Genomic DNA, 14,051 nt, shown 5'->3' on the forward strand with positions numbered 1-14,051 from the left:
TGGTGTCAGGAGTCGCGGCGTGGGTGATCCTCGGCGCAGTAGACCTGGCGACTCTCGATCCCATAGAGGCAGGCGCCAACCTGGTCGAGGGTAACCTGGGCACCCCGGTGGCCGCCGTACAACAGGTTGAACATCAGTTGCTCGTCGATCTCGGACTCGGCCGACAGTCCGCTGATCTGGCGTTCCTCGACCAGCAGCTTGATACGCCCCTGCAGATCCCGCTCCACGCGCCCGGAGGCCTCAGCGATCAGGGCCGTGTTTCCGGTCATCGAATGGAAGCGGCCCTTGTCGAACACCAGGCTTTGGCTGATCGGAATGACACGACCGTCGCTCAGCAACACCTGGCCGCTGGCGTGGTAGTGGCCATCAAGGGTGGTAGCGAGACCGCCGGTCGTGCCCAGCGCTACGAAGGTCCAGAGCGGCAGGGTTGCTAGTGCTATCACGCCCAGCAGGCGCTTGTTCGACCAGGGAGTCTTTTCGTGGTCGTTCATTTCAGACACTCGCGTAGGTGTTCGGTAGCCACAGCACGAATCTGTTCCTTCTGAACCTTCAGCCAGTTGACTCCGCCGTTGCGCCGCAGACAGCGGATTTCATAAAAGCCCGGGGTCATGCTGACGATCAGTCGGGTCGGCTGGGCGCTCATCGCGCTCAGGCTGCGGATCAGCGATCCGGTTTCCCTGATCAGCGAGTCCAGCAGGGGCTGATTCGTCTCTACATAGAGCACGTCCAGTTCCTTGATCTGTCGATTGTGTGTGAGGAAAGGCTCTGAAGCCTGCTTCCCCAGATGCACGCCCAGAGCTGTCAGCCCTGCCAGTAGCGGCAGTCCAATTCCGGCGAGCAATACCTTTCGCCGCAGGGGGCGGGGGTGTCGCAGCGGAACGGGGTTTATCACGGGCCTTGCGCCCGGAGTGGGCAACTCGATCACCACGGTGCGCCTGGCAGCAGGCGCTTCCACTGGTGGGGTCTTGGCTTGTTCCATGTCATGCAGGTATTGCGGGTTGAACAAGTAACCGCGACGAGGCAGTGTCTGGATGATCTGGTTGCTATCGTCGAACAAGGCCTGGCGCAGGGTGTAGATCTGTTGATTGAGGCTGCCCTGCCCGACGACTCGACCTTCCCAGGCGTAGCTCATCAATTCTTCGCGCGAAACCACCTCGCCCGGTGCCTGCAGCAATTTCTCGAGTACACGGCTGCCGGAAAACCCGAGGTCGAGGATTTTCTCCTGTTCATCGCTGATGACAAGCTGAAACAGCGCGCGGTCGAAGCGAGCCGAACAGCCGTCTCGGCCCGTTTTCAAGAAAGGGCAAATGAAGGCATCGGTGGCCTGAGGGGGCGTAGATGAGGTCATGAGCGCCAAACAAAAGAATAGAGAGCAGTTGTGACGTAGTCTGCAAATGCGGCGGCATATTGGCGCCGTTTTTTTGATACTACAAGCGGCTTGTTACAGTAATTTGCCGAGCGGGCGCTGGCTAAAGCTCTTTCCCGAGCTTCTGGGATGCGCAGATGTGCCATGCAAAACGGAAATCTGAAGCCGTTATTGGGCACATCTAGTGTTTGCGATAGCCGCTTCTTGAGCGGGCCGCCATTTGTCGGGTGCGCACGATTCCGAGTGTTGGAAACGGGAAAGCCCCGAACCAGTCGGGGCTTTCGATGGCTGATCGTTGCGATCGCCGGTGTCGCTTGAGGCTTAGCCCAGCAGGCCCATGACCATGCCAGGCATCTGGCCGGCTTGTTTGAGCATGGAGATGCCGGACTGCATGAGCATGGAGTTCTTGCTCATGTTGGCGCTTTCCATGGCGAAGTCGGCATCCATGATGCGGCCCTTGGCCATCTCGGTGTTGTCCTTCATGTTCGCCAGGTTGTTGCTGGTGTGGTTCAGGCGGTTGATGGTCGCGCCAAACTGGGCGCGCATCGAACCGACTTCGTTCAGTGCGGTTTCCAGGCCAGTGATGGCAGCGCCGGCAGTTGTGGCGGAGGCGAGCGACAGGGCCTGAACGGTGGTGGTCAGGGTGGTTGTCAGGGTGCCGATATCGGTGCTGACATCGAATGCCATGGTCTCAGCTGCGCTCGCACCGATCTGGAAGTTGACCGCAGCAGCCAGTTTGGTGGTGAACAGGTTTTCACCCGCGTACTTGGTGTTGTTGAAGATGTTGGTCAGCTCTTCGCCCAGGGCATCGAACTCGGCCTGAAGAGAGGTGCGGTCGGCTGCGGTGTTGGTGTCGTTCGCCGCCTGGGTCGACAGATCCTTCATGCGCTGCAGGATGTCGGTAGTTTCGCTGAACGCGCCTTCGGCGGTCTGCAGCATGGAAACCGCATCGCTGGTGTTGCGCATGGCAACGCCCATGCCACGGCTCTGAGCGTTCAGGCGAGTGGCGATCTGCAGACCGGCGGCATCATCGGCGGCAGAGTTGATGCGCAGGCCGGTGCCCAGGCGCTGCTGGTTGGTGGCCAGTGCGTTGTTGGACTTGTTAAGAGCGGTGTTGGTGGTCAGGGCGGAATAGTTCGTGTGAATGGACAGAGCCATGGTGATCATCCTTCGTGCTAAGTGGGCTTTTAGGAGCTGGCTTGACTGCCTGCTGAAGGATTAGGGCGACAGGCTCGGAGAGGGGATTAAATCCTGACGTCAAAATATTTTTCGCGTTTCAAGCCCGGCTCAGGCAAATCGTTGCTGGTAGCCTCCCGTCCGCAGCTCTCCCCCCTAGAAGGTACTCGTCACCACGCCTTCCTCCACCACCTTCGCATCGATCACCTTGCCGCTACGTACGTTGCGCACCCGGATGATTTCGTCGGGCAGGCCGTCGCTAAGGGCTTCGCCGGAGGTGGAGGCTTCGATACCGTCCTGGCTGGCAACGATCTTCACCGGTTGCCCGCGCTTGACCGCCATGGGCTGTTCGAGCAACGCCGGGGTGATGGTCTGTCCGGCGCGTATGCGGCGCTTGGCAGCCATGCCGATCACCTCGCTTGGGCGGTTGTAGTAGCCGCGCCGGGCATTGGCGATGTTGATGCGCTGCAGTTCGATATCGTCAGCGTCGATGGTCTGGCCGCGTTCGATGATGCTTTCGGCATGCACGACAGGCAGCAAAACATGGGCGTACGCCGTTGCCTTCAGCGACCAGCTCGGCGCCTCGGGGCAGCGGATCTCCAGTTGTTGCCGTTCCATGGCCGATGCGGCTCCGCCGGTGGCGCGAATTCGCAAGGGTGCGACACAAATCGAGTGGTTGCGCGCGTCGGCCGGCAGATCCATTTCATAGCGCAGTTGCATGCCTTGCCAACCCTGGCGCTCCGCCTGCTGCGCAAGCATGGTGCTCAGGTGTTGCTCCACTGCCTTCTGGATCTGAACGGTAGCGTCGGCTTGTGCCTGCAGGGGCGAGATCAGCACGAGCGCGAGCAGGGTTAGCCAGGCGGAAGCCGTTTTTCCGCTTGCCGGCCGAACGACTTCTCGATGCGGAAGCAATGGCACTGAAAGGCTTTCGGATGAGCTGATTTTTTCAATATAAAACAAGGGTTTACCCGTATTTATCGGTTCGGCATGGTTCCTGCTATCAACCCGGCAGACTGTGGGCTGTCGTTCGGCCCGCTCGTGCGGTGAAGGTATCGGTGAATGAGTATACGGATTGATGAAGCCCTGGGCGTTCACGAACGCGCCCTGGCGTTGCGCATGCAGCGCAGCGAGATTCTCGCGGCGAACCTGGCTAACGAAGACACCCCCGGCTTCCAGGCGCGGGATATCGACTTCAGCAAGGAAATGCAGCGCCTGGAAAGCGCCATCTCGCCGCGCATCAGCACGACCGGCACCGACCCGCGCCTGCTGTTCCGTGTACCGGGCCAGGCCTCGCAGGATGGCAACACCGTCGAGCTATCGACCGAGCAGGCGCAGTTCTCGCGCAACTCCATGGATTTCCAGACCAGCCTGACCTTCGTCACGATGAAATTCCGTGGTTTGAAGCAGGCCATCGAGGGACGTTGAGGCCATGTCATTCGACTCCATCTACCGCATCGCCGGCTCGGCGATGAACGCCCAGACCGTGCGTCTCAATACCGTGGCCAGCAACCTGGCCAATACCGACTCGGCAGCCGCCAACCCGGCCGACGTTTACCAGGCGCGCAAGCCGATGTTCGCCGCGGTGTACGAGAACAACTCGCTGACCCGTGGCGTCGGCCTCGGCGGCGCCCATGTGCAGGTGCTCGACGTGGTCACCTCGGGTGCCGAACCCAAGCGCCGCTACGAGCCGGGCAATCCGCTGGCCGATGGCGAGGGCTATGTCTACTACCCCGATATCAATCAGATCGAAGAGATGACCGACATGATGTCGGCCACACGCAGCTTCGAGACCGGCGTCGAGGTGCTCAACCGTGTGAAAAGCATGCAGCAGAGCCTGCTGCGGCTAGGAGAAGCCTGATGTCGACCGTTAATTCCGTAATGGACAGCAGCCTGGACGGTAACTCCATCGACCAGGTCAAGCGGGCAGTGAACGTCAGCGATGCCGCCACGATGGAGAACAACTTCATCAGCCTGATGGTCGCGCAGATCCAGAATCAGGACCCGACCAAGCCGGTGGATAGCACTGAGTTTCTCAACCAGTACTCGGCGATGTCGCAGGTCAAGAGCATGGAAAACATGTCCAGCCTGATGCAGAGCAACCTGGTGCTGACCGACAACCTGCAGACGCTGACCGCCGCCGGCCTGGTCGGCCAGCAGGTGAGCGTCGCGGTCGAGTCGCTGGACCTCGACGGACAGGCCGTCAATGGCCAGTTCGAGCTGGGCCACGCTTCGACCCGCACGGCGTTGCTGCTGACCGATTCCAATGGCACGCAGACGCGCATCGAGCTGGGCGGCCAATCCGCCGGCAAGGTGCCCTTCACCATCGACCCGGCAAAGCTCGGGCTTCCGGACGGCCAGTACAGCGTCAGTGTCGAGACGGAAAGCGGCGAGTTCCCGCAGGTGGAAGTGGCCGGTGAAGTCAGCAACGTGCGCGTCAGCGCCGAGGGGCCGGTGTTGCAGGTGAAGGGCGTCGGCTCGGTGCCCTTCTACAACATTCTCGAGTTTGCCCAGACCGAGGTCGGCCTGCTCGGCGGCTGAGCCCACGCCCGCCTGTCATCCACTTATCGCATCGAGATCAGCCCATGAGCTTCAATATCGCCCTGACCGGTCTGTCCGCCGTCAACGAACAACTCAACACCATCGGCAACAACATCGCCAACTCCGGCACCGTCGGCTTCAAGTCCTCGCGTACCGATTTCGGCAGCCTCTATGCCGAAAGCCAGGCGATGGGCGTCGAGGTCACCGGCACCACCCAGAGCATCAGCCAGGGCGGCGCGCTGACCACCACCAACCGCAGCCTCGATCTGGCGATTTCTGGCGGCGGCTTCTTCGTCACCCGCGCCAGCAACGGCGACATCTCCTACACCCGTGCAGGCGTGTTCGGCACCGACAAGGACAGCTACCTGACCAACAGCCTCGGCCAACGCCTGCAGGGCTATCCGGCCGATGCCACGGGCAATCTGCAGACAGGTACCGTCAGCGACCTGCAGCTGACGTCCGGCGGGATTCCGGCCAAGGCCACCGACGCCCTGAGTTTCGTTGCCAATCTTGACGCGAACCAGGACGTGCCCGCCGTGGCCTTCGACCCGCTGGCGGCGGACAGCTACAACTCCACCTACACCACCAAGCTGTTCGACTCTCAGGGCAAGGAACACACCCTGACCCAGTATTTCGTAAAGACCGCCGACAACACCTGGAACGCCCATTACTACGTCGACGGTACCGCACTGCCGGGAGCGCCCCAGGCGCTGACGTTCGACGGCGCCGGCACGCTCACCGCGCCGATCGGCACGGTCGCGCTGACCGCGACGCCGGGCGGCGGCGTCGATCCGCTGAACATCCAGCTCGACTACAGCGGCACCAGCCAGTACGGCTCCGAATTCAGTGTGACCGGCAACCGCGCCACCGGATACGCCGCGGGCGAGCAGACCGGCATGAGCGTCGAGAAGGACGGCAAGGTCTACGCCAGCTATTCCAATGGTGAGCGCCTGTTGCAAGGCCAAGTGGTACTGGCCAGCTTCGTCAACGCCGAAGGTCTGAAGAACATCAGCGGCACCGCCTGGACCGAAACTGCCGCCTCGGGCACGGCCATGCTTGGTGCGCCGGGTGTCGGCCAGTATGGCAGCCTGGCGTCTGGCGCGCTGGAAAGCTCCAACGTCGACCTGACCCAGCAACTGGTGGGTCTGATGGAAGGCCAGCGCAACTACCAGGCCAACACCCAGGTGATTTCCACCAACAAGGAACTGACCCAGGTTCTGTTCAACGCCATCTGAGGCTGATTCATGGATCGTTTGGGATACACGGCGATGACCGCCGCCAGCCGCACGATGATGTCGCTGACGGTGCGCTCGAACAACCTTGCCAACGTCAACACGCCCGGTTTTCGCGCCGACATGGAGCGTGCCCAGGCGGTCGCGGTCGAGGGTTATGGCTACGACAGCCGGCACATGGCGGTGGTGCAGAACAACGGCGTCAACCTGGCAGCCGGCCCACTGATGGCTACCGGCCGCGAGCTGGACTTCGCCGTCAAGGGCACCGGCCTGATCGTGCTGCAGGACGGCGAGGGCGAGGCCTATACCCGTCAGGGCAGCATGCAGATCGACTCCGAAGGGCGGCTGACCCTCAATGGTCGCGCCGTCATGGGCGAGGGCGGGCCGATCGAGCTGCCCGAGCATGACCGCGTGGAAATCGGCAATGACGGCACCGTTTCGATCATGGCGCCCGGCGACTGGATGATGGCCGAGGTCGACCGCATCCGCCTGGTGGACGTGCCGGCGGCCGATCTGATGAAGAACGAAGCCGGCCTGCTGGTGACACGCAATGGCGAGCCCGCCGCACCCAGCGAGGATGTGCGTCTGGCCAGCGGCTTTCTGGAGTCGAGCAACGTCTCGGCGATCGACGAGCTGGCCTCGACCATGAGTCTCAACCGCCTGTTCGAAACCCAGGTGAAAATGATGAAAGCCGCCGAGGACCTATCCGACGCCGGCAACCGAATGATCCGCGGCAGCTGATCGGGAGATAACGCATGAATTCCGCACTTTGGGTCAGCAAGACTGGACTGGCCGCCCAGGATACCGCCATGGCGACCGTGGCCAACAACCTGGCGAACGTCAACACCAACGGTTTCAAGAGCGACCGCGCCGTCTTCGAGGACCTGTTCTACAGCATCGAGAAGCAGCCCGGCGCCCAGGCCGACGAGATCAATACCGTGCCGTCCGGCATTCAGCTGGGCAGCGGTGTGCGCGTCGCCGGTACGCAGAAGGTGTTCACCGAAGGCAGCATGCAGACCACCGGCCAGCCGATGGACCTGGCCATCGTCGGGCGCGGTTTCTTTCAAGTGGAAGCGCCCAACGGCGACATCCTCTATACCGAAAACGGCCAGTTCCAGCTCAACGCCGAGGGCATGATGGTCAACGCCCAGGGTTTGCCGCTGAACCCGCCCATCGAAGTGCCCGAGGGCAGCACCGGCTTCACCGTGGGCAGCGACGGCATCGTCACCGCCGTGCTGGCCGGCGACACCCTGCCCTCGGAGCTGGGCCAGATCACCCTGGTCAACTTCACCAACCCGGGCGGGCTGGAGGCACTGGGCGGCAACCTCTATCGCGAAACCGTCGCCAGTGGCGAGCCGGTCGAGGGTGTGGCGGGTGAAGAAGGGCTGGGTCAGCTCAAGCAGGGCGTGCTGGAAGGCTCCAACGTGCAGGTGGTCGAAGCCATGGTGGCGATGATCGCCATCCAGCGGGCTTACGAGGCCAACGCCAAGGTACTCGATGCGGCCAGCGGCATGCAGCAGTTCCTCAACCAGACCGTCTGAGACCGATGATGCGCACTCCGATCATGCTCGTCGCGCTCGCGCTGCTCAGCGGTTGCGCCAGCTTCAACGAGATGCTGCCGGAAACCGATTCCAGCGAGTTCGAGCCGCTGGAGCTGGACTACAGCCTGCCGCCCACCAGCGGAGGTGGCCTGTTCCGTTCCGGCTACGGCGGCTCGCTGGTCAGCGACAAGCGCGCAGTGCGCGTCGGCGACATCCTCACCGTGGTGCTCGACGAGTCGACCCAGTCGAGCAAGAGCGCCGGCACCAGCTTCGGCAAGGAATCGAGCGTCGGCATCGGCATTCCTACGGTGCTCGGCAAGACCTATCCCGACGTCGAGACTTCGGCGGGCGCCGAGCGTGACTTCAACGGCTCGGCCAAGAGCTCGCAGCAGAACACCCTGCGCGGCTCCATCGCCGTCACGGTGCATCGCGTGCTGCCCAATGGCACGCTGCTGATCAAGGGCGAAAAGACTTTGCGCCTGAACCAGGGCGACGAATTCATTCGCCTCGCCGGGCTGGTGCGGGTCGACGATATCAACCGCTACAACCAGGTGTCCTCGCAGAGCGTCGCCAACGCGAAGATCTCCTATGCCGGGCGCGGTGTGCTCAACGACAGCAACTCGGCGGGCTGGTTGACGCGGTTCTTCGCCTCGCCGCTGTTCCCCCTTTAGCCAGTAGGCCTTGAAAACGATGCGATTGCTCAAGCTGTTCCTTGCTGCCTGTGCGCTGTGCGGATACCTGCCGGCGCAGGCGGTGCCGCTGATGGATCTGGTGGACATCGAAGGCATCCGCGGCAACCAGCTGGTGGGTTACGGCCTGGTGGTCGGCCTGGACGGCACGGGCGACAAGAACCAGGTCAAGTTCACCAACCAGTCGGTGGTCAACATGATCAAGCAGTTCGGCGTGAACCTGCCGCCGAACGTCGACCCGAAGCTGAAGAACGTCGCCGCGGTGACCGTCACGGCGATGGTCCCGCCGTCCTACAGCGCGGGGCAGAGCATCGACGTCACGGTGTCGTCCCTGGGCGATGCGAAGAGTCTGCGCGGTGGTCAGCTGCTGATGACGCCGCTGCAAGGCGTGGACGGCGAAGTCTATGCCTTGGCCCAGGGAGCGGTGATCATCGGTGGGGTCAATGCCGAGGGCGCCAGCGGCTCGCGGGTGGCGATCAATACCTCCAATAGCGGCTTGATCCCCAATGGCGCCACGGTCGAACGGATGATTCCCAGCGACTTCGCCCAGCGCCCTGATGTGATGCTCAACGTGCGCCAGCCGAGTTTTCAGACGGTTTCCCGGGTGGTCGAGGCCATCGATGAGCTGTTCGGCAAGGGCACCGCTACTGCGCTCAACGCCACCAAGGTATCGGTCCGCGCGCCGGTCACCAATACCCAGCGCATGAGCTTCATGGCGATGCTCGAACGACTGGATGTGGAAGAAGGCCGGACGCGGCCGAAGGTGGTGTTCAACAGTCGTACCGGCACCGTGGTGGTAGGCGAAGGGGTGCGGGTCAAGGCCGCTGCGGTCGCTCATGGCAGCCTCACCGTGACCATCAGCGAGCGACCCCAGGTCAGCCAGCCGGGCGCGTTCTCGCGCGGCGAAACGGTGGTCACACCGCAATCGGACGTTGCCATCGAGCAGGACCGCAAGGCCATGTTCAAGTGGCCCGAAGGCGCCAGCCTGGAGAGCATCATCAACACCATCAACAGTCTCGGTGCCACGCCGGACGATGTGATGAGCATCCTGCAGTCCCTGGAGCGCGCCGGCGCGCTGAACGCTGAATTGATAGTGATGTAACACGATGAGCATCGTTTCCCTTCCTCAGCATCTCAGTACCTTGCGCAACCGTCCGGACGGTCCGACCGCAGCGCGCCGCCAGCAACTGGAGGTCGTCGCCGAGCAGTTCGAGGCCATGTTCCTGCAGCAGATCCTCAAGCAGATGCGCAAGGCCGGCGATGTGCTCGGGGCCGACAACCCCATGCGCAGCCGCGAGCTCAACACCATGCGCGACTTCTACGATGAGGTACTGGCCGACACCTTGGCAGGCAAGCGCCAGACGGGCATCGCCGACATGCTGGTGCAGCAGTTGAGCGGTGACGCGGCAGGCACGGCACCGGCCCCTACGGCGTTGGCTGGACACGTCGGTAGCGGCTTGCAGGGCGGCGGACTGCACGCCCTACGCGGCACCTGGCAGCGCGGGGTCGAGGTTCTCGACAGCGCCTGGGAAAGCGGTAAGGCCGGGTTCACGGCACTGGTCGACAGCGTCATCAAGCATGAGTCGAGCGGCAATATCGCGGCGGTCTCGTCCAAGGGCGCCCGGGGTCTGATGCAACTGATGCCCGGCACCGCGCGCGACATGGCGGCCGAGCTCGGCCTGCCGTTCAGCGAGGCACGCCTGACCACCGACGCGGCCTACAACAAGCGCCTGGGCAGTGCCTATCTGAGCAAGATGCTCGATCGCTACGACGGCCACGAAGCACTGGCGCTGGCGGCCTACAATGCCGGCCCCGGCAAGGTCGACGAGTGGCTCGAACGCCATGGCGACCCGCGCAAGGGTGAGATCGGCACGGGCGCCTGGGTACAGAAGATCCCCTACGCGGAAACCCGCAACTACACCCGCAACATCCTCAGCGACCTGCAAGCAACGGCGCCGAGCGCCGGCGAGCCGTGGGCGAAGGTCCAGCCACCGCTTAATTCTGTCACCGATGCGGTCGCTCTACCCAACCAGCAGCGCAGCGTTGTCGGCGCCGGTCACCTTTCCGTGGCCTTTGCACAACCGATCCGGATCGAGCCGAAGGAAGTCGTGTCGTGAGTATTCTTGGTCAAATTGGCTACAGCGGCGTTCGCGCCACACAGATCGCCCTGACGGCGACCGGGCAGAACATCGCTAACGTCAACACACCCGGCTTCAGTCGGCTGACACCCGAGCAGCATTCGCTCGGCGGGCAAACCGCGACCAGTATCGGCGGTGGTGTTCAGGTGACCAGCATCCGCCGGTTGTCCAGCGACTTTCACAACCAGCAACTGTGGCGTGCCGGCACCGACAAGGGATACTTCAGCACCAATCAGCAATACCTGACCGCGCTGGAAGGCCTGATCGACAGCGAAGGCTCCAGCGTCAGCGTCGGTCTGGACAACTTCTTCGCCGCTCTCAGTGAAGCCAGTTCCACGCCCGAGTCCATTGCCCTGCGCCAGCAGATCATCGGCGAGGCGAAGCAGCTGGCGCAGCGCTTCAATGGCCTGAACAGCAATATCGGCACCCAGCTCAATGCGCTCAAGGGCCAGCGGGTGGCCATGACCAGCGAGATCAATGGGTTGTCCGGCAACATCGCCGAACTCAATGCGCAGATTCGCGAGATGGAGTCGACCGGGCGTGACACTGCGACCCTGCGCGACTACCGCGAGAATCTGGTCAAGGAGCTCAGCCAGTACGCCGGCATTCGCGTCCAGGAAGCACCGGACGGTACCCTCGACGTGTCGTTGGCCAACGGCCAGCCGCTGGTGGCCGGCATCACCGCCGGGCAGCTCAAGGTCGAGGAAAATGCTGCCGGCGAGCAGGAGATGACGCTGGACTTCGCCAAGACCTCCTTCCCATTGAACCAGGACGGTCTCGGCGGCTCCCTCGGCAGCCTGTACGACATGGAGTACGGCGCGCTGCGTCCGGCTCAGCAGGATCTACACGACATGGCCAGCGCGCTGAGCCAGATGGTCAACGATACCCTCGCCGGTGGTTACGATCTCAACGGCAACCCTGGGCAGCCGTTGTTCGTCTACGACGCCAACAGCACCAGCGGCATGCTTGCAGTAGGAAGCCTGGCCCCGGAAGAGCTGGCGTTTTCCAGTGAATTCGAGCTGGACGCCAACGGCGATCGACAGGGCGTGGTCGGTAACAACCAGCAACTGCTCGAGCTGCTCGAGCTGAAATCCAGGGGCATCGTTGTCGCCGGCAGCACCGTACCCCTGAATGACGCCTACGCGGGCCTGGTTGGCCGCGTTGCCAGCGCCAGCCGACAGAACCAGGCGGACCTCAGCGCCGCGAAGACGGTCTCCGAACAGGCCCAGGCCCAGCGCGACAGCGTCAGCGCCGTGAACCTGGATGAAGAAGCGGTCAACCTGATGGCCTACGAGCAGGCCTATCAGGCCAACATGAAGGTCATCAGCACCTCCAATGATCTATTCAACGCCGTACTGGCGATGTTCTGAGCCGGCCGCGACCGATTCGACTGACGAGTAATTTCCATGCGCATCTCCAACGCCCAGATCACAGCCATGATGCACGGCTCGATGAACTCCAGCTCCGAGAAGCTCGGCAAGCTGATGCAACAGATGGCGTCCAACGAGCGCATGCTGTTGCCCTCGGACGATCCGATTTCTGCCGTGCGCGTGCTGCGCATCCAGCGCGAGGAAGCCACCCTCACCCAGTACCGCACCAACATTGCCAACGTTTCAGGCAACCTCTCCAAGCAGGAGGCCAACCTCAAAGCCGCCTCCGACACCATGCTCAGCGTGCGCGACCTGCTGCTGTGGGCGGCCAATGGCAGCAATACCAGCGAAGATCTGGCAGCCATGGCCAACGAGCTGGAAAGTCTTGAGAAAACCATCCTCAGCTTCGCCAACGTGCGCGACGAGGAAGGCCGCTACCTGTTTTCCGGAACGCTCAGCAACCATCCGGCCATCACCTTCGACGAGGCGAGCGAAACCTACAACCTCACCGGCAACGACCAGTACCGCCAGGCGGCCGTCGCCAACGGCGTGCTGGTGGAGGAAAACATCACTGCTGTGCAGGTGTTCGGGACGGACGTGAAGGTGCTCAACGACCTCCACGCGCTGATCAAGACGCTGGCCGATCCCGCGCTGGACGCTACCGATCCTGCGCTGCGTACGCAGATCACGGCGACCCTGGACAACCTCGACGCGACCCATGGCGACCTGCTCGGCGCGGTCACCGAGCTAGGGGGGCGGCAGAATACGCTGACCTTGCTGTCGAGCAGCAACGAGGACGTATCGCTGGTCAACCAGAAGATCGAAGGCGAGCTGTCCCAGCTGGACTACGCGGCGGCCAGCATCGACCTGGCCAATTATCAGCTGTCGTTGCAGGCGACGCAGAAGACCTATTTGAAGATCAACGGGCTGTCGCTGTTCGGCATGCTCTGAGCCAGGTAGCCCTGAATGAAGATTGGAAAATCGCTACCCGGCGTTACTGTAATAAACCCGCAGGAACGTCGTGAGGCCCTGCTGCGCAATGCACCCGCACCGTTGCGCACCGGTGCGCCGAGCGAAACCTCGCCTTCGGAACCGGCAACCACAAGCAAGAGCACCAGCTTTAGCCTGCAACTCAACCAGCAGCTTTCCTCGATGCAGTCGGCCGATAGCTATCTCGGCGATCTGCAGACGCGTCTGTCGCAACTCAAGTTGGCTCTCAGCCGCCAGATCAGCTCGCCACCGCCCAATGGCGAAGAGGCTATCGGCCAGGCGGTGCAGCAGGTCGATGCGCTGCTCGAGGAGCGCACCAAACGCTCCGCCAACTCGCTGGACGCCAACTTCAGGCTGCGCCTGAACGAGCCGGTGCGCAGCCGCTTCAGTCTGCAAGGACTGGAGTCGCTGGAGCAGATTCGCCAGTCCGGTCGCGAGACGCTGTTGTTCAGCGGCGGTCGTCAACTGGCCGAGCCGGTGGCGGTGGTGCTCGACGACGAGATGAGCGACGAGCAGATCCTGCGGCGCTTCAACGGCAGCCTGGGCCAGGCCGGAATTCGCGCCGAGCTGGATCAGAACGGTCAGCTGAAGTTCTCTGCCCGTGAAGGCGACTGGCAGATGCTCAAGACGCAGCTGGCGGTGCAGGGCGAGGGCAAGCTGTTCGCCAAGGGCAAGTATCTCCACCTGCCGAGCCAGGACGAGCAGCTGCTGAGCTTTCCCGATGACTTGCAACTGGATTCCTTTCGTGAGCTACGGCGGTTGCTCGATTCAGTGGTCGCCGGGCTCGACAAGATCACCGCGCTGCGCGAGCAGATGAGCAATCGGCAGCAGGAAATCCGCGAATTCCTGGCGCGTCAGGCCCATGCCGATGAAAAGCAGTGGGCCATGGACTTTTCGCGCTCGGTGTTCAACCTGATGCAGCGCAGCCCTTCCAGTTATGCCGCGGTTACCCAGACGGTGGTCGCCCAGGCCACCATCAGCCGTTTTGCAGTGGTCAGCCTGCTGTCCTGA

Annotated in this window: 16 protein-coding genes; 12 read left to right on the plus strand and 4 right to left on the minus strand. The window is 62.7% G+C overall.

What is annotated here, in order from left to right; genetic code table 11:
- Window positions 1–5 precede the first annotated feature (5 nt).
- From EA795_RS12155 to flgA, 4 genes are all read right to left on the minus strand, one after another.
- Window positions 6–491, minus strand: coding sequence for a hypothetical protein (locus tag EA795_RS12155; RefSeq protein ID WP_122077536.1), 486 nt, complete (start codon window positions 489–491; stop codon window positions 6–8).
- The gene (locus tag EA795_RS12160) at window positions 488–1,348 is read right to left on the minus strand and encodes a winged helix-turn-helix domain-containing protein (protein WP_170162230.1); all 861 of its coding nucleotides are present in this window, start codon (window positions 1,346–1,348) and stop codon (window positions 488–490) included. The genes EA795_RS12155 and EA795_RS12160 overlap by 4 nt, the downstream gene beginning before the upstream one ends.
- Window positions 1,349–1,687: 339 nt before the next feature.
- Window positions 1,688–2,524, minus strand: a complete 837-nt coding sequence (gene lafA, locus EA795_RS12165; protein WP_014851098.1) for a lateral flagellin LafA — start codon at window positions 2,522–2,524, stop codon at window positions 1,688–1,690.
- A gap of 174 nt (window positions 2,525–2,698) precedes the next feature.
- The gene (gene flgA, locus EA795_RS12170; protein ID WP_240645009.1) at window positions 2,699–3,637 is read right to left on the minus strand and encodes a flagellar basal body P-ring formation chaperone FlgA; all 939 of its coding nucleotides are present in this window, start codon (window positions 3,635–3,637) and stop codon (window positions 2,699–2,701) included.
- Here flgA and flgB point away from each other — a divergent pair.
- The 12 genes from flgB to EA795_RS12230 are packed head-to-tail and all read left to right on the plus strand — an operon-like array spanning window position 3,602 to window position 14,051.
- On the plus strand, window positions 3,602–3,967 hold the full coding sequence (gene flgB / locus EA795_RS12175) for a flagellar basal body rod protein FlgB (RefSeq protein ID WP_014851100.1): 366 nt from the start codon (window positions 3,602–3,604) through the stop codon (window positions 3,965–3,967). The two genes, flgA and flgB, sit on opposite strands and share 36 nt — an antisense overlap.
- Before the next feature lie 4 nt (window positions 3,968–3,971).
- Complete coding sequence (gene flgC, locus EA795_RS12180; RefSeq protein ID WP_014851101.1) at window positions 3,972–4,400, plus strand: flagellar basal body rod protein FlgC; 429 nt, start codon at window positions 3,972–3,974, stop codon at window positions 4,398–4,400.
- Entirely contained in the window at window positions 4,400–5,080 is a 681-nt protein-coding gene (locus EA795_RS12185) for a flagellar hook capping FlgD N-terminal domain-containing protein (protein WP_122077540.1), read from the plus strand. Before flgC ends, EA795_RS12185 begins: the two co-directional genes overlap by 1 nt.
- Window positions 5,081–5,124: 44 nt before the next feature.
- Complete coding sequence (flgE, locus tag EA795_RS12190) at window positions 5,125–6,315, plus strand: flagellar hook protein FlgE (protein ID WP_122077542.1); 1,191 nt, start codon at window positions 5,125–5,127, stop codon at window positions 6,313–6,315.
- 9 nt (window positions 6,316–6,324) lie between these two features.
- Window positions 6,325–7,053: a flagellar basal-body rod protein FlgF gene (flgF, locus tag EA795_RS12195; protein WP_122077544.1), complete on the plus strand. Its 729-nt coding sequence runs from the start codon at window positions 6,325–6,327 to the stop codon at window positions 7,051–7,053.
- A gap of 14 nt (window positions 7,054–7,067) precedes the next feature.
- Window positions 7,068–7,853 carry a flagellar basal-body rod protein FlgG gene (flgG, locus tag EA795_RS12200; protein ID WP_014851105.1) on the plus strand — a complete coding sequence of 262 codons (786 nt, stop codon included), beginning with the start codon at window positions 7,068–7,070 and terminating at the stop codon, window positions 7,851–7,853.
- Window positions 7,854–7,858: 5 nt separating this feature from the next.
- Window positions 7,859–8,524, plus strand: coding sequence for a flagellar basal body L-ring protein FlgH (gene flgH / locus EA795_RS12205; RefSeq protein ID WP_014851106.1), 666 nt, complete (start codon window positions 7,859–7,861; stop codon window positions 8,522–8,524).
- A 19-nt stretch (window positions 8,525–8,543) separates the two neighbouring features.
- Window positions 8,544–9,644, plus strand: coding sequence for a flagellar basal body P-ring protein FlgI (locus EA795_RS12210; RefSeq protein WP_014851107.1), 1,101 nt, complete (start codon window positions 8,544–8,546; stop codon window positions 9,642–9,644).
- A gap of 4 nt (window positions 9,645–9,648) precedes the next feature.
- Window positions 9,649–10,659 carry a lytic transglycosylase domain-containing protein gene (locus tag EA795_RS12215; protein ID WP_014851108.1) on the plus strand — a complete coding sequence of 337 codons (1,011 nt, stop codon included), beginning with the start codon at window positions 9,649–9,651 and terminating at the stop codon, window positions 10,657–10,659.
- Complete coding sequence (flgK, locus tag EA795_RS12220; RefSeq protein WP_014851109.1) at window positions 10,656–12,050, plus strand: flagellar hook-associated protein FlgK; 1,395 nt, start codon at window positions 10,656–10,658, stop codon at window positions 12,048–12,050. The genes EA795_RS12215 and flgK overlap by 4 nt, the downstream gene beginning before the upstream one ends.
- Before the next feature lie 36 nt (window positions 12,051–12,086).
- Complete coding sequence (gene flgL / locus EA795_RS12225) at window positions 12,087–13,001, plus strand: flagellar hook-associated protein FlgL (RefSeq protein WP_122077546.1); 915 nt, start codon at window positions 12,087–12,089, stop codon at window positions 12,999–13,001.
- Between the two features lie 15 nt (window positions 13,002–13,016).
- Window positions 13,017–14,051 (plus strand): hypothetical protein, encoded by a 1,035-nt coding sequence (locus EA795_RS12230; RefSeq protein ID WP_014851111.1) that lies wholly within the window; start codon window positions 13,017–13,019, stop codon window positions 14,049–14,051.

The organism is Stutzerimonas nitrititolerans (assembly GCF_003696285.1).
Taxonomy (GTDB): Bacteria; Pseudomonadota; Gammaproteobacteria; order Pseudomonadales; family Pseudomonadaceae; genus Stutzerimonas; species Stutzerimonas nitrititolerans.

Coding starts and splice junctions, on each gene's coding strand:
- EA795_RS12160 (WP_170162230.1), bottom strand. CDS start 1,348: ATGACCTCATCTACGCCCCCTCAGGCCACCGATGCCTTCATTTGCCCT.
- flgG (WP_014851105.1), top strand. CDS start 7,068: ATGAATTCCGCACTTTGGGTCAGCAAGACTGGACTGGCCGCCCAGGAT.
- flgB (WP_014851100.1), top strand. CDS start 3,602: ATGAGTATACGGATTGATGAAGCCCTGGGCGTTCACGAACGCGCCCTG.
- flgC (WP_014851101.1), top strand. CDS start 3,972: ATGTCATTCGACTCCATCTACCGCATCGCCGGCTCGGCGATGAACGCC.
- EA795_RS12210 (WP_014851107.1), top strand. CDS start 8,544: ATGCGATTGCTCAAGCTGTTCCTTGCTGCCTGTGCGCTGTGCGGATAC.
- flgF (WP_122077544.1), top strand. CDS start 6,325: ATGGATCGTTTGGGATACACGGCGATGACCGCCGCCAGCCGCACGATG.
- flgL (WP_122077546.1), top strand. CDS start 12,087: ATGCGCATCTCCAACGCCCAGATCACAGCCATGATGCACGGCTCGATG.
- EA795_RS12185 (WP_122077540.1), top strand. CDS start 4,400: ATGTCGACCGTTAATTCCGTAATGGACAGCAGCCTGGACGGTAACTCC.
- flgE (WP_122077542.1), top strand. CDS start 5,125: ATGAGCTTCAATATCGCCCTGACCGGTCTGTCCGCCGTCAACGAACAA.
- EA795_RS12155 (WP_122077536.1), bottom strand. CDS start 491: ATGAACGACCACGAAAAGACTCCCTGGTCGAACAAGCGCCTGCTGGGC.
- EA795_RS12230 (WP_014851111.1), top strand. CDS start 13,017: ATGAAGATTGGAAAATCGCTACCCGGCGTTACTGTAATAAACCCGCAG.
- flgH (WP_014851106.1), top strand. CDS start 7,859: ATGATGCGCACTCCGATCATGCTCGTCGCGCTCGCGCTGCTCAGCGGT.
- lafA (WP_014851098.1), bottom strand. CDS start 2,524: ATGGCTCTGTCCATTCACACGAACTATTCCGCCCTGACCACCAACACC.
- EA795_RS12215 (WP_014851108.1), top strand. CDS start 9,649: ATGAGCATCGTTTCCCTTCCTCAGCATCTCAGTACCTTGCGCAACCGT.